Source organism: Streptomyces sp. NPDC002588, from assembly GCF_040295925.1.
In the GTDB taxonomy this organism is placed as follows: domain Bacteria; phylum Actinomycetota; class Actinomycetes; order Streptomycetales; family Streptomycetaceae; genus Streptomyces.
In genome coordinates this window covers 52,433-71,833 of sequence record NZ_JBEOWF010000025.1, presented here as the reverse complement: position 1 = coordinate 71,833, position 19,401 = coordinate 52,433, and the positions used below count along the sequence as shown (strand labels likewise).

Below are 19,401 nucleotides of genomic sequence, written 5' to 3'. Positions count from 1 at the left end.
CCTGATCCCGCAGGCCGGGCACAGGGGCGGACCGGTACGCGCCCTTTGCCCGTTCCCGCGCCGGAGGCTCCCGTCGGTCAGCCCGCGGTGGGGGTCTTCGCCTCGCTCGTGTCCTCGGCGATGCGCTCGTGGTGGCGGATCACCTCGGCGATGATGAAGTTGAGGAACTTCTCGGCGAAGGCGGGGTCGAGCCGGGCGTTCTCGGCGAGGGTGCGCAGCCGTTCGATCTGGCGGGCCTCGCGGGCCGGGTCGGCGGGCGGCAGCCGGTGGCGGGCTTTGAGGTGGCCGACCTGCTGGGTGGCCTTGAAGCGTTCGGCGAGCATGTGGACGACGGCCGCGTCGATGTTGTCGATGCTGTCGCGCAGCCGGGCGAGCTCCTCGCGGACGGCGGGGTCGACCTCGCCGTCGCCGGGGCCTGGGGTGTTGCTGGTGGTCATGGGCGATCACCCTAGTGCGCCGTGTCCTCGTACAGTGGAACCGGGTGTACTGGGTGCACGGCCTCCTGGGGGTGCGGGCGTGGCGGACGGCGGACCTGTCGAGCACGGTTATCCGCACCTGGAGACGGTGCGGGCGGCCGTCACCGCGTTGTACCGGCGGTTGTCGTACGACACGATCCACCAGTTCTCGGCCAGTGTGCCCCCGGTGGACGTGGCGTTCGGCGACACCGACGACCTGCATCTGGGGGCGCAGCGGGTGGCGCGGGAGCTGGTGCGGCACTACCGGCTGCCGGACGCCCGGATGATCGTGGCGTTCCGGGAGATGCGGCACGCGGCGAACGTGGAGCTGACGGCGGGCCCGGAGTACTTCGTCGAGCTGAACGACCGGTTCCGCACGCATCGGCGGGACATCGGCGCGGCGCTGGCGCACGAGATCATGCATGTCTACCTGCACCGGATGGATCTGTCGTTCCCGGGGACGCGGGACAACGAGATCCTCACGGACACGGCGACGACGTATCTGGGGGCGGGCTGGCTGCTGCTGGACGCCTACCGGGAGGACGGGGCGTCCTCGCAGAAGCTGGGATATCTGACGCCGGAGGAGTTCGGGTACGTGCTGGCGAAGCGGTCGCTGGTGTTCGGGGAGGACCCGTCGCCGTGGTTCACCAGCGCGCAGGCGTACACGGCGTATGTGCGGGGTATGGAGCGGGCCCGCCATGACGAGCGGCAGCCGCCGCTGACGGCGGCGGGGTGGGCGGGGCGGCGGCGGTACGCGCGCGACCGGCACCGTGCCCAGGACGACCGTCCGGTGGCGGCCGCCCCGGACTCGCCGTACGCGTTCGCGCCCGATCCCGGTGGTCCGCTGCGGGTGACGTTCCCCTGTCCGACCTGCCATCAGCGGATCAGGGTGCCGGTCAAGGGGCGGGTGCGGGCGCGGTGCGGGTTGTGCCGGACGGTGCTGGAGTGCGACACCTGACCTCCTGGACCGGTCAGGCCCCGTACACCGCCCCCGGCGGCTCGGCCTCGGCCAGGAGTTTCCGTACGGCCTCCCCCGCCTCCGACGGGGTCCAGCGGCCCCCTTTGTCGGCGGTGGGGCCGGGCCGCCAGCCCTCCATGACGGTGATCCGGCCGGCCTCCGCCTCGAAGACGCGTCCGGTGACGCCCTCGCCGGCGGCGGAGCCGAGCCAGACGACCAGGGGGGAGACGTTCTCCGGGGCCATCCGGTCGAAGCCGGCGGCGGGGGCGGCCATGGTCTCGGCGAAGGTGTTCTCGGTCATCCGGGTGCGGGCGGCGGGCGCGATGGCGTTGACCTGGACGCCGTAGCGGGCGAGTTCGGCGGCCGCGACGAGGGTCAGGGCGACGATCCCGGCCTTCGCGGCGCTGTAGTTGCCCTGTCCGACCGAGCCGAGCAGTCCGGCGCCGCTGCTGGTGTTGACGACGCGGGCGGCGGGGGCGCGGCCGGCCTTGGTCTCGGCGCGCCAGTGCGCGGCGGCGTGCTTGAGGGGCAGGAAGTGGCCTTTGAGGTGGACGCGCAGGACCGCGTCGAAGTCGTCCTCGTCCAGGTTGACCAGCATGCGGTCGCGCAGGAAGCCGGCGTTGTTGACGAGGGTGTCGAGCCGGCCGTAGGTCTCCAGGGCGGTGGTGACGAGGGAGGCGGCGCCGTCGGGGGTGGCGATGTCGCCGCCGTGTGCGACGGCCTCGCCGCCCGCCGCGCGGATCTCGGCGGCGACCCGGGCGGCGGGGCCGTCCGCGTCGGGGGTGCCGTCCAGTCCGACGCCGAGGTCGTTGACGACGAGTCGCGCGCCCTGCGCCGCGAAGGCGAGCGCGTGGGCGCGTCCGAGGCCGCGTCCCGCGCCGGTGACGACGACGACCCGTCCCTCGCTGATTCCGCTCATGTCAGGTCTCCTTGTTGGCGGTCGCGGCGTCGAGGAAGGCGGGCCGTTCCCCTCCCCCGTGCACGGTCAGGCTCGCCCCGGTGATGTACGCGGCCGCGTCGGAGGCGAGGAAGACGGCGGCCGCGCCCACGTCGGCGGGGAGCGCGAGCCGGCCGAGCGGGACGGTGCGGGCGACGGCCTGGACGCCGTCCTCGCCGCCGTAGTGGAGGTGGGCGAGTTCGGTGCGGACCATGCCGACGACCAGGGTGTTCACCCGGATCTCCGGGGCCCACTCCACGGCCATGGACCGGGCGAGGTGCTCCAGGCCGGCTTTGGCCGCGCCGTAGGCGGCCGAGCCGGGCGAGGGGCGGCTGCCGCTGACGCTGCCGATCATCACGACCGAGCCCCGGGCGCGCCGGAGGTGGTCGTGGGCGGCGAGGGACACGGCCAGCGGCGCGAGGAGGTTGAGTTCGATCACCCGGGTGTGCCGGTCGGCGTCGGCGTGCGTGAGGGGGCGGTAGGGGGCGCCGCCCGCGTTGTTGACGAGGACGTCGAGGCGGGGCAGGCCGGCGAAGAACCGCCGTACGGCGTCCGCGTCGCGGACGTCCAGCGACACGAACTCGGTCCCCGGGACCGGGGCGTCGGGTGGCCGGCGGGCGCAGGCGAGCACGTCGGCGCCGGCCTCGGCGAAGGCCCGCGCGATGCCCGCGCCGACGCCCCGGGTGCCGCCGGTGACGACGACGGTCCTGCCGCGCAGCGAGTTGTCCACAGGCTCTCCCGCTCGTCTCCGTCGGCTGCTAGCTTCGAAGCCTCGCACCTAACAAATGTTTGGTGGAAAGGTAGCTGATGCTTCCATGGGTGTCTCCACCTCGACCCCGGAAAAAGGGATTTCCGTCGTCACCGTCGACTTCCCGCCGGTCAACGCGCTGCCGGTGACGGGCTGGTTCGCGCTGGCGGACGCCGTGCGCGCGGCGGGCCGCGACCCCGGGACACGGTGCGTGCTGCTGGCCGCCGCGGGCCGGGGGTTCAACGCGGGCGTGGACATCAAGGAGATACAGGCCGAGGGCCCGAGCGCGCTGGTCGGCGCCAACCGCGGCTGCTTCGAGGCGTTCGCGGCGGTGTACGACTGCGAGGTGCCGGTGGTGGCGGAGGTGCACGGCTTCTGCCTGGGCGGCGGCATCGGCCTGGTGGGGAACGCGGACGTGGTGGTGGCGAGCGAGGACGCCACCTTCGGCCTGCCGGAGCTGGACCGCGGCGCCCTGGGCGCGGCCACGCATCTGGCCCGGCTGGTCCCCCGCCATCTGATGCGTGCCCTGTACTACACCTCGCGCACGGTCACGGCGGCCGAGCTGCACGCGCACGGCTCGGTGTGGCGGGTGGTGCCGCGCGAGGCGCTGCGCGCGGCGGCCCTGGAGCTGGCGCGGGAGATCGCCGCCAAGGACGGTGAGCTGCTGCGGCTGGCGAAGGCGGCCATCAACGGCATCGACCCGGTCGACGTGCGCCGCAGCTACCGCTTCGAACAGGGCTTCACCTACGAGGCGAGCGTCAGCGGGGTGGCGGACCGGGTCCGGGACACGTTCGGGAAGGAGGGCGCGTAGGTGACCGACAAGACGATGACCGCCGAGGAGGTGGTCTCCCGGCTGCGCAGCGGCATGACCCTGGGGATCGGCGGATGGGGTTCGCGCCGCAAACCGATGGCACTGGTGCGTGCGCTGCTGCGCTCCGACGTCACCGACCTCACGGTCGTCTCGTGCGGCGGCCCGGACGTCGGCATGCTGGCCGCCGCGGGGAGGATCCGCAGGCTGGTCGCCGCGTTCGTCTCGCTGGACTCGATCCCGCTCGAACCGCACTACCGGGCGGCACGCGAGAGCGGCTCCCTGGAGCTGATGGAGGTCGACGAGGCGATGTTCCTGACCGGGCTGCGGGCGGCCGCCCACCGGCTGCCGTTCCTGCCGGTGCGCGCGGGGCTGGGGTCGGACGTGATGCGGGTCAACCCGGGCCTGAGGACGGTGACGTCGCCGTACGACGACGGCGAGACGTTCGTCGCGATGCCGGCCCTGCGGCTGGACGCGGCGCTGGTGCACATGGGGCGGGCCGACCGGCGGGGCAACGGTCAGTATCTGGGCCCGGACCCGTACTTCGACGACCTGTTCTGCGAGGCGGCCGAGTCGGCGTACGTGTCGTGCGAGCGGATCGTGGACACCGCGGAGCTGACGAAGGAGGCACCCCCGCAGTCGCTGCTGATCAGGCGGCACACGGTGACGGGTGTCGTCGAGGCGCCGAACGGGGCGCACTTCACCTCCTGCGTACCGGACTACGGCCGGGACGAGGCGTTCCAGAAGGAGTACGCGAGCACGCCCTGGCCGGAGTTCTCGGCGCGTTACCTCTCGGGCGACGAACAGGCGTACCAGTCCGCGGTCGGGGAGGCACCGTGAGCGGTGACCTGAGCGGTGACATGAACGGGATCAGCCGTGCCGAGTACTGCGTGGTCGCCTGCGCCGAGGCCTGGCGCGGCGCGGGCGAGATCCTGGCGAGCCCGATGGGGCTGATCCCGTCGGTCGGGGCGCGGCTGGCCCGGCGCACCTTCGCGCCCGACCTGCTGCTGACCGACGGCGAGGCGCTGCTCGTCGACGCCGACGGCACGGTCGAGGGCTGGCTGCCCTACCGGCAGCACCTGGCGCTGGCCGCGGGCGGGCGGCGGCACGTGATGATGGGCGCGAGCCAGCTCGACCGCCACGGCAACCAGAACATCGCCTGCATCGGCGACTGGGCGCGGCCGAAGCGGCAGTTGCTCGGGGTGCGCGGGGCGCCCGTCAACACCCTCAACCATCCGACGAGTTACTGGATACCGAAGCACTCCCGGCGGGTCTTCGTGGAGCGCGTCGACGTGGTGTGCGGGGTGGGGTACGACCATGCGGACGGCGCCCGTTTCCACCGTCTGGCGCGGGTCGTCACCGACCTCGGGGTCCTCGACTTCGCCACCCCTGACCGCTCGATGCGGCTGGCGTCGCTGCATCCCGGGGTGACGGCGGAGCAGGTCCGGGAGGCGACCGGGTTCGCGCTGGAGATCCCCGAGGAGGTGCCGTACACGCGTGAACCGACGGCCGCGGAGCTCGAGTTGATCCGCGAGGTGCTCGATCCCGGGGACACGCGGTCGAGGGAGGTCGCCGGGTGACCCCGACCGCGCTCACCCGGCTGACCGGGGTCCGGCATCCGATCGTGCAGACCGGGATGGGATGGGTGGCGGGGCCGCGGCTGGTCTCCGCGGTGGCGGAGGCGGGGGCGCTGGGCGTCCTGGGCTCCGCCACGATGACCGTCGACGGGCTGCGGGAGGCCGTGCGGGAGGTCAGGTCGCGTACGTCGGAGCCGTTCGGGGTGAATCTGCGCGCGGACGCGGCGGACGCCGGGGACCGGGTGCGGATCATCGTCGAGGAGGGGGTGCGGGTCGCGTCGTTCGCGCTGGCGCCCTCCCGGGAGCTGATCGCCGAGCTCAAGGCGGCCGGTGTCGTGGTGATCCCCTCGGTCGGCGCGCGCCGGCACGCGGAGAAGGTCGCGGCGTGGGGCGCGGACGCGGTGGTCGTGCAGGGCGGGGAGGGCGGCGGGCACACCGGTGAAGTTGCGTCGACGGTGCTGCTGCCGCAGGTGGTGGACGCCGTGGACATCCCGGTCGTGGCGGCCGGCGGCTTCTTCGACGGGCGGGGCCTGGTCGCGGCGCTGGCGTACGGGGCGGCGGGGATCGCGATGGGCACCCGGTTCCTGCTGACCTCGGACTCCACCGTGCCGGACGCGGTGAAGGCGCGCTATCTGGCGGCGACGGTGCGGGACGTCACCGTCACCCGGGCGGTGGACGGCCTGCCGCACCGCATGCTGCGCACCGACCTCGTGACGGCGCTGGAGGACTCCGGCCGGGCGAGAGCGCTGCTGCACGCGGTGCGCCGGGCGGCAGGCTTCCGGAAGCTGTCCGGGCTGACCTGGCGACAGCTGGTCCGCGACGGGCTGGCCATGCGGCACGGCAAGGAGCTGTCCTGGAGCCAGGTGCTGCTGGCCGCGAACACGCCGATGCTGCTGAGGTCGGCGATGGTGGAGGGCCGTACCGATCTCGGGGTGATGGCGTCCGGGCAGGTCGCCGGGGTGATCGACGACCTGCCGTCCTGCGCGGAACTGGTGGATCGGATCATGAAGGAGGCGGAGGAGACCAGGGACCGTCTCACAGCCTCTCGATGATCGTCACGTTCGCCTGGCCGCCGCCCTCGCACATGGTCTGGAGGCCGTAGCGGCCGCCCGTCCGTTCCAGTTCGTGCAGGAGGGTCGTCATCAGCTTGGCGCCGGTCGCGCCGAGCGGGTGGCCGAGGGCGATCGCACCGCCGTTGACGTTGACCTTCTCCGGGTCGGCGCCCGTCTCCTTCAGCCAGGCGAGGACGACGGGTGCGAAGGCCTCGTTGATCTCGACGAGGTCGATGTCGTCGAGGGTGAGTCCGGTCTTCTTCAGGGCGTGGGCGGTGGCGGGGATGGGCGCGGTCAGCATCCGGATGGGGTCCTCGCCGCGCACGGAGAGGTGGTGCACGCGCGCGCGGGGGGTCAGCCCGTGCTCGCGCACCGCCCGCTCGGAGGCGAGCAGCAGGGCGGCCGCGCCGTCGGAGACCTGCGAGGAGCAGGCGGCGGTGACGGTCCCGCCGTCGATGACGGGCTTCAGGGCGGCCATCTTCTCCAGGGAGGTGTCCCGGCGCGGCCCCTCGTCGACGGTGACGGCGCCGTACGCCACGGTCTCCTTCCCGAACCGGCCCTCGTCGATGGCGCGGACCGCCCGCGCGTGCGAGCGCAGCGCGAACTCCTCCTGGTCCTGGCGGGAGATGCCCCACTTGGCGGCGATCATCTCCGCGCCGGCGAACTGGTTCACGGGCCGGTCGCCGTAGCGCCGGCGCCAGCCCTCGCTGCCCGCGAAGGGGCCCTGGGTGAAGCCGAGCGGCTCGGCGGCCTGGCGGGTGGCGAAGGCGATGGGTATCTGCGACATGTTCTGCACGCCGCCCGCGACGACCAGGTCCTGGGTGCCGGAGAGCACGGCCTGCGCGGCGAAGTGCACGGCCTGCTGCGAGGACCCGCACTGGCGGTCCACGGTCACGCCCGGCACCTCCTCGGGCAGTCCTGCGGCCAGCCAGCAGGTGCGCGCGATGTCCCCGGCCTGCGGCCCGACGGTGTCCAGGCAGCCGAAGACGACGTCCTCGACGGCCGCCGGGTCGACGCCCGCGCGCCCGACCAGTTCCTTCAGCACATGGGCGCCGAGGTCCGCCGGATGCACTCCGGCGAGCCCTCCCTTGCGCCGCCCCACCGGCGTGCGTACCGCTTCGACGATGTAGGCCTCGGCCATGGCAACTCCCTGAAATCAGCGTGATCAGCGGTCATTCGCGTACGGCGATCCCGTCCAGGACCATCGACAGGTACTGCCGGGCGATCTCCTCGGGGCTGTGCTGTCCACCGGGCCGGTACCAGGACGCGGCGACCCAGACGGTGTCGCGGACGAACCGGTAGGTGAGGCGGATGTCGAGATCGGCGCGGAAGGTCCCGCTCTCCACCCCGCGCTCCAGGGTGGACAGCCACGCCTTCTCGAACCTGCGCTGCGAGTCGGCGAGGAACCCGAAGCGTTCCTGCGCGACGAGTTGTCTGCTCTCCTTCTGGTAGATCGCGACGGCGGCGCGGTGCCGGTCGATCTCCCGGAAGGACTCGGTGACGAGGGCCTCGAGGGTCTCGCGGGGGCCGGTCCCGGCGGCCAGCACGGTGTCGTACCCGTCCCACAGCTCGTCGAGGAAGGTGCGCAGGATCTCCTCGAGCATCGACTCCTTGGAATCGAAGTGGTAGTAGAGGCTGCCCGCGAGCATGCCCGCCTCGTCGGCGATCTTGCGGACGGTGGTGGCGTTGTAGCCCTGCTCGGCGAAGACCTCGGCGGCGGTGTTGAGGAGTTCGCCGCGGCGGTCGGGAGCGGTGGCCGCGCCGGGCTCCGCGGCGGTCACCTGGGGCTTCTTGTTGGTAGGCACGGGCACATTGTCGCCTCCGCCCTCAGGCGCGCTGACTGCTGACGGACACGACCTCTCCGGTCATGTACGAGGAGTAGCCGGACGCGAGGAACACGATCACGTTGGCCACCTCCCAGGGTTCGGCGTAGCGCCCGAAGGCTTCGCGGGCGGTGAGGTCCTGGAGCAGTTCGGGGGTGGTGACCTTCACCAGGTGGGGGTGCATGGCGAGGCTCGGCGACACGGCGTTGACCCGCACTCCGTACGCGGCGGCCTCGATCGCCGCGCACCGGGTCAGCGCCATCACCCCCGCCTTCGCGGCCGCGTAGTGCGCCTGCCCGGCCTGTGCGCGCCAGCCGACGACGGAGGCGTTGTTGACGACGACCCCGCCGCCGGTCTCCCGCATCAGCCGCAGGGCGGCCCGGGTGCAGCGGAAGGTGCCGTTCAGCGTCACGTCGAGCACGCGCGCCCACTGCTCGTCGGTCATGTCCACGAGGTCCGCGGTCCCGCCGAGCCCGGCGTTGTTGACGACGACGTCCAGCCGGCCGTGTTCCCGGACGGCCGTGTCGAACAGGGACCGGACCTGGGTCTCGTCGGTGACGTCGCAGGGCAGCGCGGTCACGGCGCCCGGGAACTCGCGGGCCAGCTCGGCCTCGTACTCCTTGAGCCGGCGCGCGTGCGCGTCGCTTATCAGCACGCGCGCACCCTCCTCGAGGAAGCGGCGCGCGGTCGCCCCGCCGATGCCCGCGCCGGCCGCCGCGGTGACGACGGCGGTGCGGTCCTTCAGCAGTCCGTGTCCGGGCACGTATGCCGGACTCTCGACGCCTGTCATGGGGCCACGCTAACCTACCAAACACTTGTTAGGGAAGGATGGGTGCTCATGGATCTCGCCTTCACGCAGGCGGAGGACGACTTCCGCGCCGAGGCGCGCGCCTGGCTCGCGGCGCATGTACCGCGCGCTCCCCTGCCCTCCCTCGAGACGGCGGAGGGCTTCGCCGCGCATCGCGCGTGGGAGGCCGAACTGGCCTCGGGCGGCTGGTCGGTGGTGGACTGGCCGGCCCGGTTCGGCGGCCGGGACTGCGGCCTGATCCGCTGGCTGCTGTTCGAGGAGGAGTACTACGCGGCGGGCGCCCCGGGCCGCGTCAACCAGAACGGCGTCAGCCTCCTCGCCCCGATGCTCCTGGAGCACGGCGCGGAGGAGCAGCGGGCGCGCGTGCTGCCGCCCATGGCGACGGGCGAGGTGGTCTGGGCGCAGGCCTGGTCGGAGACGGAGGCCGGGTCGGACCTGGCGTCCCTGCGCTCCAAGGCGGTCCGTACGGACGGCGGCTGGCGGCTGAGCGGCCAGAAGACCTGGTCCTCCCGCGCGGCCTTCGCCGATCGTGCCTTCGGTCTGTTCCGCAGCGATCCCGGGGCCCCGAAGCCCCATCAGGGACTCACCTACGTCATGTTCGACCTGCGCGCACCGGGGGTCACCGTCCGCCCGATCGGCCGTCTCGACGGGAAGCCGGCCTTCGCCGAACTGTTCCTGGACGAGGTGTTCGTGCCCGACGAGGACGTGATCGGGGAACCGGGCGAGGGCTGGCGGATCGCGATGTCGACGGCGGCCAACGAACGCGGGCTCACCCTCCGCTCCCCCGGCCGCTTCCTCGCGGGCGCCGAGCGTCTGCACGCCCTCTGGCGGGCACAGGGCAGCCCGCAGGACACCGGCGCGCGCGTCGCCGACGCCCTCATCGGCGCCCGCGCGTACCAGCTCTTCACCTACGCGGCCGCCTCCCGCTTCCTGGCGGGCGAGCGGCTCGGCCCCGAGTCCAGCCTGAACAAGGTCTTCTGGTCCGAGTACGACATCGCGCTGCACGAGACGGCGCTCGACCTGCTCGGCGAGGAGGGCGAGGCGGCCGACACCGACTGGGCGGAACGGTATGTGTTCGCCCTGGCCGGCCCGATCTACGCGGGGACCAACGAGATCCAGCGCGACATCGTCGCCGAGCGTCTGCTCGGCCTGCCGAAGGGACGCCGCTGATGCGCTTCCTCCTCGACACCGAACAGCGGGCGTTCGCCGACTCCCTGGACGCGCTGCTGACGGCCGCCGGCACTCCGGGGGTCGTACGGGACTGGGCCCGCGGCGAGCACACGGGCGGGCGGGCGCTGTGGTCCCGCGTCGCGGAGGCCGGGGTCTTCGCGCTGGCGGTGCCGGAGGCGTACGAGGGGCTGGGGCCGCGGCCCGTGGAGCTCGCGGTCGCCTTCGTGGAGTTGGGGCGGCACGCGGTACCGGGGCCGCTGGTGGAGACGGTCACGGCTGCGGCCCTGCTCACCGAACCCGGTCCCGCCAAGCGGTTCCTGCCCGCCCTGGCCTCGGGCGAGTCGATGGCCACGGTGGCGTACGAGGGGTCGTACGCGCTCGACGGCGACGCGGCGGCGGTACGGCTCTCCCTGGCCGCCGACGGTCTGCGCCTCGCCCCCGGCCACGGTCCCGTCCGCCCCTCCCTCGACCCCGCCCGCCGGCTCACCCGGCTCCAGCCCGGTGGTGAGCTGCTCTCCGCGGACCCGCCCGGGGAGCGGGCGCTGCGCTGGGCCCGGCTCGCCACCGCGGCGCAGGCCCTCGGGGTGGGGCTGGCCCTGCTCGACCGGACGGTGGCGTATGCCGGGCAGCGCACCCAGTTCGGGGTCCCCATCGGCTCGTTCCAGGCGGTCAAGCACCGGCTGGCGGACGCGAAGATCGCGCTGGAGTTCGCCCGGCCGCTGGTCCTGGCCGCCGCCGTGACCATGGATCCGGCGGATGTCGCGGCGGCGAAGGTCAGCGCCTGCGAGGCGGCGTACGCGACCGCCCGGACCGCGCTCCAGCTGCACGGCGCGATCGGGTACACGGCGGAGTACGACCTGTCGCTCTGGCTGACCAAGGCGCGCGCCCTGCGTACGGCGTGGGGGACGCCTGACGAGTGCAGGGCGGCGGTCCTGGCGGCCCCCGGCTGAGCGTCAGCCGGTGACCTTGGCGATGAAGGCGGCCAGGTTGCCCACCGTCCGCCGGATCTTCTCCTCCAGGGTGATCGTCTCCGGCAGCCGGGCGCCGATGCCCGCGTCGCGCAGGCCGCGCACATAGAGCGAGCAGGCGAGGTCGCTGCACATGTAGGCGCCGACCGAGTTGCCCTGCTGGCCGGCCCGGCCCGCCTTCGGCGCGACGAGCAGGGAGACACCACCGGAGTGGGTGGTCAGGCATATCGAGCACATGCTGCGCCGCGCCTGCCCGACGGCCGAGGCGGAGGCCCGCAGCGCGAGGGCCGTCGGCCGGCCGTCGAGCTCGGTGACGAGGTAGGCGCGGTCGGGGGCCTGCGGGTCGCGCCAGCCGAGGTGGTCCAGGTCGTCCCAGGGCCGGTCGGCCAGGTCGCGCGGCACGGACAGGCGTTTCGCCTCGCCCTTGGTGCAGTTGACGAAGGCGGCGCGGATCTCGCGCTCGGTCAGCGGCTTCATAAAACCGAGGCTAATTTGCCTAAATCCTTTAGGCAAACGCATACTGGTTTTAGTCAACTGGCCGGGGAGGACCACCATGGTGCGAGCAGGGCTGACGCCGGAGCGTCTGACCCGGGCGGGCGCGGAGCTCGCCGACGAGGTCGGCTTCGACCAGGTGACCGTCTCGGCGCTGGCCAGACGGTTCGACGTCAAGGTGGCGAGCCTCTACTCGCACGTGAAGAGCTCCCAGGACCTGAAGACCCGGATCGCGCTGCTCTCCCTGGAGGAGCTCGCCGACCGGGCCGGCGACGCCGTGGCCGGCCGGGCCGGACGGGACGCCCTGGCCGCGCTGGCGAACGTGTACCGCGACTACGCGCGCGAGCACCCCGGCCGCTCCGCCGCCACCCGGCTGCGGCTCGACCCCGAGACGGCGGCCGCCAGCGCGGGGATCCGGCACGCCCAGCTGACGCGGGCCATCCTGCGCGGCTACGACCTGTCCGAACCGGACCAGACGCACGCCGTGCGGCTGCTCGGCAGCTTCTTCCACGGCTACGTCAGCCTGGAGCTCGGCGGCGGGTTCAGCCACAGTCTCCCCGACTCGGAGGAGACCTGGACCCGCATGCTGGACGCCCTCGACGCGCTGCTGCGCAACTGGCCCGCCCCCTCACCCACCGGAGCCTGAGGCAATGACCACCGCACGCCCCCCGATCACCACCCCCGTCACGGCAGGGCTCCTGCGCGGCGCCCTGGAGGTCGAGCGCACCGAGCACGGTGTGCTGCCCCACCGGCTGCCGGCAAGGGCCCGCGCCCAGTGCTCCGACGGCCAGCTGCTCATGGCGGAGTCCCAGCCCTCGGGAGTACGGCTGGCCTTCCGCACCGCCGCCACCGCCGTCGAGCTGGAGGCGCTGCCCACCCGGCGCGCCTACGTCGGCGCACCGCCGCGCCCGGACGGTGTGTACGACCTGGTCGTGGACGGGCGCCCGGCCGGGCAGGGCGGCGTGACGGGCGGCGGCCGCACCCTGACCATCGACATGGCCGCCGGCACCACCGACCTCCGCCCCGGAGGACCCGGCACCGTCCGCTTCCCCGCGCTGCCCGAGGGCGTCAAGGACATCGAGATCTGGCTCCCGCACAACGAGACCACCGAACTCGTGGCCCTGCGCACCGACGCCCCCGTCGAACCCGCGCCGCCCAGTGGCCGCAGGGTGTGGCTGCACCACGGCAGCTCGATCAGCCACGGCTCCGACGCGGCGAGCCCGACGGGCGTCTGGCCCGCGCTGGCCGCCCGTCTCAACGACATGGAGCTGATCAACCTGGGCCTGGGCGGCAGCGCCCTGCTCGACCCGTTCACCGCCCGTGCCCTGCGGGACACGCCCGCCGATCTGATCAGCGTCAAGCTGGGCATCAACGTGGTCAACACCGACCTGATGCGACTGCGCGCCTTCGGCCCCGCCGTCCACGGCTTCCTCGACACGATCCGCGAAGGCCACCCGGCCGCGCCCCTGGTGGTCGTCTCACCGATCCTGTGCCCGATGCACGAGGACACACCCGGCCCGACCGCCCTGGACTTCGCCAACGTCTCCGAGGGGCGGCTGTGGTTCCACCCCATGGGCGATCCGGCCGAGGTCGCCGCCGGCAAACTGACCCTGCGCGTCATCCGCGAGGAACTGTCCCGCATCGTGGCGCAGCGCTCGGCCGACGACCCGCATCTGCACTACGTCGACGGCTGTGACCTCTACGGCGAGGCGGACGCCGCCGAACTGCCCCTGCCCGACGGTCTCCATCCGGACGCGGCCACCCACCGCCGCATCGGAGAGCGCTTCGCCGAACGGCTCCGCGCGCTGTAGGACCTACGGCCCCCGCTGGGCCTACGGCCGGACGATCCCGGCGGCCCGCGCCGCCACCAGCCACTTCGGGAACTCCCCCACCAGCCGGTCGTACAGCTCACCGTCCGGCACCTTGCCCGGTTCCGAACCGGCGTGGAAGAAACCGGCGTTGTCGACGGCCCGCTTGGCCGGCACGGGCAGTTCGTCGAGCCCTCGCAGGAAGTCGAACTGCTTGCTGCCGCGGTCGCCGAAGCCGACGAACTGCCAGAACAGCGGCAGCCGCGACGCCTTGCAGAGGTAGCGCTCGGCGGCGAGCTTGTTGACCGGGCCGCCATCCGTCTGGAAGACGACGAGCGCCGGGTCCCGCGAGCCGCTCTCCAGGTAGTGGTCGATGACGGCGTCCATCGCCAGGTGGTAGCTGGTCCGGCCCATGTGCCCGAGCCCGGCCACGATCCGCTCCACGCGGCCCCGGTGGTCGGCGAGGGCGATGTCGGTGACCGCGTCGATGTCGGTGGAGAAGAAGACGACCGGGACCCGGCCGTCGTCGTCCAGGTGCGCCGACAGCCCCAGCACCCGGTCGGCGAGCGCCTGCACGCTCCCGTCCTGGTAGTACGGCTTCATCGACCCCGAGTAGTCGACGACGAGGTAGACGGCGGCCCGCTGTCCCTCGAGGCCGTGCTTCGTGAGGGACACCCCGGCGCTCTTGTAGAGGTTCACCAGCGCGGGAGCGGTCTGCTCCACCTTGCTGAGACTGATCGCGACCATGACCCCCACCCTCCCACACGCACCGGCGTTCGCTATTTTGTTCGCTCTTGCCGAGAAATTCCCGAGGAGCCGGTCGTGGAGTCCGAATCCACCGTCACCACCTGCTACCGCCACCCCAAGGTGGAGTCCTACGTCCGCTGCACCCGCTGCGAGCGGTTCATCTGCCCGGACTGCATGCGTGAGGCGGCCGTCGGCCATCAGTGCCCGGAGTGCGTGCGGGAGGGCGCGCGGTCGGTCCGCCAGGCCCGGACCGTCGTGGGCGGCCGGGTGTCGGCGGTGCCGTTGGTGACGTACGCGCTGATCGGGCTCAACGTGCTCGCGTATGCCGCCGAGCTGGTGGACGAGAACGTGCTCAACCGGTTCGACATGCTCGGCACCGTGCCACGGGGCTACCTCCCGGAGGGCGTCGCGCACGGCGAGTGGTACCGCCTGCTGACCGGCGCGTTCCTCCATCTGCCGCCCACCCAGGGCACGTTCGGGATCCTGCACATCGTGATGAACATGGTGTCGCTGTGGAACCTGGGCCGGGTGGTGGAGGCCCAGCTGGGCCGGGTCCGCTACCTCGCCCTCTATCTGCTGTCGGCGCTCGGTGGTTCGGTACTGGTGCTGCTGATCGCTCCCACCACCCCCACGGTCGGCGCGTCCGGCGCGATCTTCGGGGTCGGCGCCGCCTACTACGTCCTGGCCCGCCGGCTGGGCGCCGACATGGGCCAGGTCAACCGTTTCATGGCGGGCCTGCTGCTGTGGCTGGTGATCTCCGCCGGCCTCACCTCCTGGCAGGGGCACCTGGGCGGGCTGCTGGCGGGCGGTGTGGTGACGCTGGCGTACGCCTACGCGCCCCGCGACGCCCGTCGGCCCTGGATCCAGGCGGGCGTGTGTGCGGTCCTGCTGGTGGTGTTGGTGGTGTGCGTGTGGGCCAAGGTGAACGCGCTCACCTGATCAGCGGCGCTCGACGACCACTCCGTCGCTCAGTTCCAGCACCCGGTCGGCCAGGCCCAGGAGCTGCGGGTCGTGGGTGGCGACCAGGGCCGTGACGTTCTCGCTGCGGACGACGGCCCGCAGCAGTTCCATCACCGCCAGACCGGTGGCGGCGTCGAGCTGCCCGGTCGGCTCGTCGGCGAGCAGCAGGGCGGGCCGGTTGGCGAGGGCCCGGGCGATCGCGACCCGCTGCTGCTGCCCGCCGGACAGCTCCGCCGGCCGCTGGGCCTCGTGACCGGCGAGTCCCACCAGGGCGAGCAACATGGCCACCCGCTCGTCGCGTTCGCGCGGCTCGGTCCTGCGCAGCCGCAGCGGCACGCCCACGTTCTCCGCCGCGGTGAGGATGGGGATGAGCCCGAAGGACTGGAAGACGAAGCCGATCCGGTCGCGGCGCAGTTCCAGCAGCCCGCTCTCGCCCAGCCCGGACAGCTCGGTGCCGTCCAGGACGACCCGGCCGCTCTGCGGCGAGTCCAGTCCGCCGACGAGGTGGAGCAGCGTCGTCTTGCCGGAGCCGGAACGGCCCTTGAGGGCGACCAGTTCGCCGCGCCGGACGCTGAAGGAGACCCCGCGCAGCGCGTGTACGGCGGCGGCCCCGGTGCCGTAGGAGTGGTGCAGGTTCTCGACCCGCAGCATCGGCTCCGCATCGGGGCCGGCGGGGCCGGCGGCCAGGGCGGCGGTGTTCTCCGTCATCGCTGCATCTCATCCGCTGCGGTCCGCACCGTCAAGAGCCACACGATCCCCCATCGAACGCATGTACCTGCCCCGTAACTCCGTGATATGCATGCCGAGTTGGGGAATTCGGGGGGAAGCAGGGGGAAGAGTGACGGGCTTCTTGCTGCTGCGCGTGCGCGCGCACCGGCTGCTGCTCGGGGCCGCCCTGCTGGCGGTGCTGCTGACCACATCCGTGCTCGCCGCTCTCGCCGCCTTCTCCGGTTCCGTCGGCGACGCGGCCCTGCGCTCCACGCTGAGCGGCCGGGCGGCGGCCTCCGCGGCACTCGTCGTCGAGGCGGACGTACCGCCGGACGAAGCGGCGCGGGCCGTGACCCGTGACGCGCGGGAGGCGTTCGGCGGGCTGCCGGTGACCGTGCGGACGCTGGAACGCTCGACCGCGTACGCGCTGCCAGGCTCCGCCCGGGCGGCCCAGCCCGACCTCACCCGCCTCGCCGCCCTGGACCGCTCCCGGATCCGACTGGTCTCGGGCACCCTGCCCGGCCCGGCCCCCGCGGCCCGCACCGCGCCGGTGCCGGTCGCGCTGCCCGAGGCGGCGGCCGGCCCGCTGGGGCTGCGGCCCGGAGCGCGGGTCGAGCTCACCGACCGGCTGAGCGAACGGCCCCTGACCGTCGAGGTGACCGGCGTCTACCGGGCGGCCGACACCGCCGACCCGTACTGGGAGGCGGACGAACTCGGCGGCCACGGTGTGCACACGGTCGTCTTCACCACGTACGGCCCCCTGCTGGCCGACCCGTCCGTGTTCGCCTCGGGCCGGGTCCCCGTCGACGGCACCAGCTGGGTGGCGACGGCCGACTACCGGACGCTCACCACCGACGGCATCGCCCGCCTGCGCGCGGCGAACGTGCGGGCGGCCGGGGAACTGGGCCGGACGCTCGGCGAGAGCGCCTCGGTGCGCACCGAACTGCCCGACGTGCTCGACCGGACCGCGCGGGCCCTGCTGGTGTCCCGGTCCACCTTGCTGATCGTCTCCGTGCAACTGGTGCTGCTCGCCGGGTACGCGCTGCTGCTGGTGGCGCGACTGCTCGACGCCGAGCGGGCCGGCGAGACCGAACTGCTGCGGGCCAGGGGCGGTTCACGCGGGCGGATCGCGGGCCTCGCCGCGCTGGAGGCGCTGCTGCTGGCCGTACCGGCCGCCGTGTGCGCCGCGCTGCTGTCCGGCCCGCTGGCCCGGCTGCTGACCCGCTGGTCCTCGCTGGAGCAGGCCGGGCTGCGGCTGGACGCCGCCGCGCCGGGCCGGGTCTGGCTGGTGGCGGCCGGGGTCGCGGCGGCCTGCGCGGCGGCGGTCGTCGCGCCCGCGCTGGCCGCGACGGCGAGCGGACCGGTGCGGCTGCGCCAGGTGCGGGCCGCGACCTCGGCCGCACCGGTGCGCGCCGGGGCCGACATCGGGCTCCTGCTGGTCGCGGGGGTCGCGTACTGGCAGCTCGACCGGCAGACCGGCGGCCTCAGCCGCGACGGCGTCGGCAGCCTGGGCATCGACCCGCTGCTGGTCGTGGCGCCGGCGCTGGCGCTGCTCGCGGGCACGGTGCTGACGCTGCGGCTGCTGCCGCTCGCGGCATGGCTCGCGGAGCGGTGGTCCGCGCGCGGGCGGGGACTGCCGGGGGCGCTGGCGGGCTGGCAGTTCAGCCGCCGTCCGCTGCGCGGGGCCGGACCGGTGCTGCTGCTGGTCGTCGCCGTGTCGACCGGCATGCTGGCGATCGGGCACGGCGCGTCCTGGGACCGTTCGCAGGACGACCAGGCGGACTTCCGGACGGGCGCCTCGGTCCGGGTGCTGGACGACCGCCCGGGCGGCCCCGGCGAGACGGGAAGCTACGCCGACCTCCCCGGCGCCCGGGACACGGCCCCCGCGAACCGCTCCGCCCTCGGCCTCTCCGGCGGCCGTACGGCGACGGTGCTCGCCCTCGACACCGCGCACGCGGACGAACGGCTGCTGCTGCGCCGCGACCTCGCCGACCCGCCCGTGACGGCGCTGCTGCGTCCCCTCGCCCCGCCGGCCCCGGACGCCGACCGGGCCGTACGGCTGCCCGACGGCACCCGGCGGCTCGCCCTGGACGTACGGATCACCGGGCCGGAGGACTCCGGGGCCGACCTCGCGCCGCGGCTCACCGTGGTCGTCGAGGACCGCTTCGGCATCTCCTACCGGACGGCCGTCGGGCGGATCCCGTCGGACGGCCGGACGCACCGGGTCGCCCTCGACCTGGACGTGACGGCGACCGGCCGGCGTGCCGCCCCGGCCGGGCCGCTCCGGCTGACCGGGCTTCAGCTCGACGGCACGGCCCCGGTCGACCGCCCCGAGGCACACCGGTTCACCGTGGAACGCATCTTCGCCTCCGACGGCTCGGCGCACCCGGTGCCGGCGCCCGCAGGGCTGCGCTGGCAGGGCGGCTGGACCGTGGCCAAGGACGGCGAGACCGCCGCGAGTACGGACCTGGAGCCGACGGTGTCGGGGACCGCGCCGCTGTCCGTCGCCTACGGCACCGGCGTCACCCCCGCCGAGTCCCCCACGCCGACGGAGTACACCGTCCGGGTCGACACCGAGGGGGCGACGGCTGCCGGCACCCTCGCGGCCGTCGCCACCCGGCAGTTCCTGCGGTCGGCGGGGGCGAAGCCCGGCGACAGCGTCGACGTGCCGCTGTCCGGGGAGCGGCTGCCGGTGCGGATCACCGGGGTCGTGGCGGAGCTGCCGACGACGGGGGACGGGGACGGCGGGGCGCTGCTGCTGGATCTGCGGGCGGTGAACGCGGCACTGGCCCGGCTGGCGAGCGCGCCCCTCACCCCGAACGAGTGGTGGGTGAGCGCCGCCCCGGGAAGGGCCGCCGAGGTGGCCCGGGCGCTGCGGGCCCGCCCGGACGTCGAGCCGGACCAGGTGCTCGTCCGCGACGAGATCGCGGCCGGGTCGGTGCACGACCCCCTCGGGGCCGGGCCGCGTGCGGCACTGACCGCGGTGGCGGTGGCCGCCGTGGCGCTCGCCGCCGGGGGCTTCGCGGTGAGCGCCGCCGGGGCGCGGCGGGAGCGGTCCGCGGAGTTCGCCGTGCTGCGCGCCCTGGGCGCGCCGCGCCGGGACCTCGCCCGGCTGGTCGCGACGGAGCAGAGCCTGCTGGCCGGGGCCGGGCTGCTGGCCGGGCTCGGGCTCGGGACCGTGCTGACCCGGGCCGTGGTCCCGCTGATCGTGCTGACCTCCGACGCCACCCGCCCGGACCCGCCCGTCCTGGTGGAACTGCCGGTGTCCCGGGTGGCCCTGCTGCTCGCGGGGGTCGCCGTCCCGCTCCTGCTGATCACCGGCGCGTCGGCGCTGCGCCGCGCCGAACCCGCGGTCGCGCTGCGCCACCAGGGGGAGGACTGA

The 19,401-nt window shown here is 73.9% G+C and carries 20 protein-coding genes; 11 read left to right on the top strand and 9 right to left on the bottom strand.

Annotated elements, in window-relative coordinates:
• Nucleotides 1-77: 77 nt before the first annotated feature.
• Nucleotides 78-437 carry a chorismate mutase gene (locus ABT057_RS27305; protein WP_352346243.1) on the bottom strand — a complete coding sequence of 120 codons (360 nt, stop codon included), beginning with the start codon at nucleotides 435-437 and terminating at the stop codon, nucleotides 78-80.
• Nucleotides 438-516: 79 nt separating this feature from the next.
• Here ABT057_RS27305 and ABT057_RS27300 point away from each other — a divergent pair, with 79 nt between their 5' ends.
• Entirely contained in the window at nucleotides 517-1,413 is an 897-nt protein-coding gene (locus tag ABT057_RS27300) for a hypothetical protein (protein ID WP_352346242.1), read from the top strand.
• Between the two features lie 13 nt (nucleotides 1,414-1,426).
• Here the strand turns inward: ABT057_RS27300 and ABT057_RS27295 are convergent, their stop codons facing one another.
• A complete protein-coding gene (locus tag ABT057_RS27295) occupies nucleotides 1,427-2,332 on the bottom strand; it encodes an SDR family oxidoreductase (RefSeq protein ID WP_352346241.1) in 906 nt (301 codons plus the stop codon).
• Between the two features lies 1 nt (nucleotide 2,333).
• Nucleotides 2,334-3,080 (bottom strand): SDR family oxidoreductase, encoded by a 747-nt coding sequence (locus tag ABT057_RS27290; RefSeq protein ID WP_352346240.1) that lies wholly within the window; start codon nucleotides 3,078-3,080, stop codon nucleotides 2,334-2,336.
• A gap of 85 nt (nucleotides 3,081-3,165) precedes the next feature.
• Here ABT057_RS27290 and ABT057_RS27285 point away from each other — a divergent pair, with 85 nt between their 5' ends.
• The 4 genes from ABT057_RS27285 to ABT057_RS27270 are packed head-to-tail and all read left to right on the top strand — an operon-like array spanning nucleotide 3,166 to nucleotide 6,535.
• Nucleotides 3,166-3,909: an enoyl-CoA hydratase family protein gene (locus tag ABT057_RS27285; RefSeq protein ID WP_352346239.1), complete on the top strand. Its 744-nt coding sequence runs from the start codon at nucleotides 3,166-3,168 to the stop codon at nucleotides 3,907-3,909.
• Complete coding sequence (locus tag ABT057_RS27280) at nucleotides 3,910-4,746, top strand: CoA transferase subunit A (RefSeq protein ID WP_352346238.1); 837 nt, start codon at nucleotides 3,910-3,912, stop codon at nucleotides 4,744-4,746.
• A gap of 20 nt (nucleotides 4,747-4,766) precedes the next feature.
• Nucleotides 4,767-5,486 (top strand): CoA-transferase subunit beta, encoded by a 720-nt coding sequence (locus ABT057_RS27275; protein WP_352346309.1) that lies wholly within the window; start codon nucleotides 4,767-4,769, stop codon nucleotides 5,484-5,486.
• Complete coding sequence (locus ABT057_RS27270) at nucleotides 5,483-6,535, top strand: NAD(P)H-dependent flavin oxidoreductase (RefSeq protein WP_352346237.1); 1,053 nt, start codon at nucleotides 5,483-5,485, stop codon at nucleotides 6,533-6,535. Before ABT057_RS27275 ends, ABT057_RS27270 begins: the two co-directional genes overlap by 4 nt.
• Here the strand turns inward: ABT057_RS27270 and ABT057_RS27265 are convergent.
• The 3 genes from ABT057_RS27265 to ABT057_RS27255 are packed head-to-tail and all read right to left on the bottom strand — an operon-like array spanning nucleotide 6,519 to nucleotide 9,148.
• Nucleotides 6,519-7,676 carry an acetyl-CoA C-acetyltransferase gene (locus tag ABT057_RS27265; protein ID WP_352346236.1) on the bottom strand — a complete coding sequence of 386 codons (1,158 nt, stop codon included), beginning with the start codon at nucleotides 7,674-7,676 and terminating at the stop codon, nucleotides 6,519-6,521. The two genes, ABT057_RS27270 and ABT057_RS27265, sit on opposite strands and share 17 nt — an antisense overlap.
• 31 nt (nucleotides 7,677-7,707) lie before the next feature.
• Nucleotides 7,708-8,340 carry a TetR/AcrR family transcriptional regulator gene (locus tag ABT057_RS27260; protein ID WP_352346235.1) on the bottom strand — a complete coding sequence of 211 codons (633 nt, stop codon included), beginning with the start codon at nucleotides 8,338-8,340 and terminating at the stop codon, nucleotides 7,708-7,710.
• A gap of 22 nt (nucleotides 8,341-8,362) precedes the next feature.
• Nucleotides 8,363-9,148, bottom strand: a complete 786-nt coding sequence (locus tag ABT057_RS27255; RefSeq protein WP_352346234.1) for an SDR family oxidoreductase — start codon at nucleotides 9,146-9,148, stop codon at nucleotides 8,363-8,365.
• A gap of 48 nt (nucleotides 9,149-9,196) precedes the next feature.
• Here ABT057_RS27255 and ABT057_RS27250 point away from each other — a divergent pair, with 48 nt between their 5' ends.
• Together ABT057_RS27250 and ABT057_RS27245 are read left to right on the top strand one after the other, a co-directional pair.
• The gene (locus ABT057_RS27250) at nucleotides 9,197-10,336 is read left to right on the top strand and encodes an acyl-CoA dehydrogenase family protein (protein WP_352346233.1); all 1,140 of its coding nucleotides are present in this window, start codon (nucleotides 9,197-9,199) and stop codon (nucleotides 10,334-10,336) included.
• Nucleotides 10,336-11,286: an acyl-CoA dehydrogenase family protein gene (locus tag ABT057_RS27245; protein ID WP_352346232.1), complete on the top strand. Its 951-nt coding sequence runs from the start codon at nucleotides 10,336-10,338 to the stop codon at nucleotides 11,284-11,286. The genes ABT057_RS27250 and ABT057_RS27245 overlap by 1 nt, the downstream gene beginning before the upstream one ends.
• A 3-nt stretch (nucleotides 11,287-11,289) precedes the next feature.
• Here ABT057_RS27245 and ABT057_RS27240 read toward each other — a convergent pair whose 3' ends face one another.
• Nucleotides 11,290-11,781 (bottom strand): FBP domain-containing protein, encoded by a 492-nt coding sequence (locus ABT057_RS27240; protein ID WP_352346231.1) that lies wholly within the window; start codon nucleotides 11,779-11,781, stop codon nucleotides 11,290-11,292.
• Between the two features lie 76 nt (nucleotides 11,782-11,857).
• On the opposite strand from ABT057_RS27240, the gene ABT057_RS27235 reads away from it, so the two are divergent.
• Together ABT057_RS27235 and ABT057_RS27230 are read left to right on the top strand one after the other, a co-directional pair.
• A complete protein-coding gene (locus ABT057_RS27235; RefSeq protein WP_352346230.1) occupies nucleotides 11,858-12,442 on the top strand; it encodes a TetR/AcrR family transcriptional regulator in 585 nt (194 codons plus the stop codon).
• 4 nt (nucleotides 12,443-12,446) lie between these two features.
• Nucleotides 12,447-13,607: a GDSL-type esterase/lipase family protein gene (locus tag ABT057_RS27230; RefSeq protein ID WP_352346229.1), complete on the top strand. Its 1,161-nt coding sequence runs from the start codon at nucleotides 12,447-12,449 to the stop codon at nucleotides 13,605-13,607.
• A gap of 21 nt (nucleotides 13,608-13,628) precedes the next feature.
• Here ABT057_RS27230 and ABT057_RS27225 read toward each other — a convergent pair whose 3' ends face one another.
• Nucleotides 13,629-14,351: a vWA domain-containing protein gene (locus ABT057_RS27225; RefSeq protein ID WP_352346228.1), complete on the bottom strand. Its 723-nt coding sequence runs from the start codon at nucleotides 14,349-14,351 to the stop codon at nucleotides 13,629-13,631.
• Between the two features lie 75 nt (nucleotides 14,352-14,426).
• On the opposite strand from ABT057_RS27225, the gene ABT057_RS27220 reads away from it, so the two are divergent.
• Nucleotides 14,427-15,290, top strand: a complete 864-nt coding sequence (locus ABT057_RS27220; RefSeq protein ID WP_352346227.1) for a rhomboid family intramembrane serine protease — start codon at nucleotides 14,427-14,429, stop codon at nucleotides 15,288-15,290.
• Here ABT057_RS27220 and ABT057_RS27215 read toward each other — a convergent pair whose 3' ends face one another.
• Nucleotides 15,291-16,019: an ABC transporter ATP-binding protein gene (locus ABT057_RS27215; protein ID WP_352346226.1), complete on the bottom strand. Its 729-nt coding sequence runs from the start codon at nucleotides 16,017-16,019 to the stop codon at nucleotides 15,291-15,293. It abuts the gene before it with no gap.
• 130 nt (nucleotides 16,020-16,149) lie between these two features.
• Here ABT057_RS27215 and ABT057_RS27210 point away from each other — a divergent pair, with 130 nt between their 5' ends.
• The gene (locus ABT057_RS27210; protein WP_352346225.1) at nucleotides 16,150-19,401 is read left to right on the top strand and encodes an FtsX-like permease family protein; all 3,252 of its coding nucleotides are present in this window, start codon (nucleotides 16,150-16,152) and stop codon (nucleotides 19,399-19,401) included.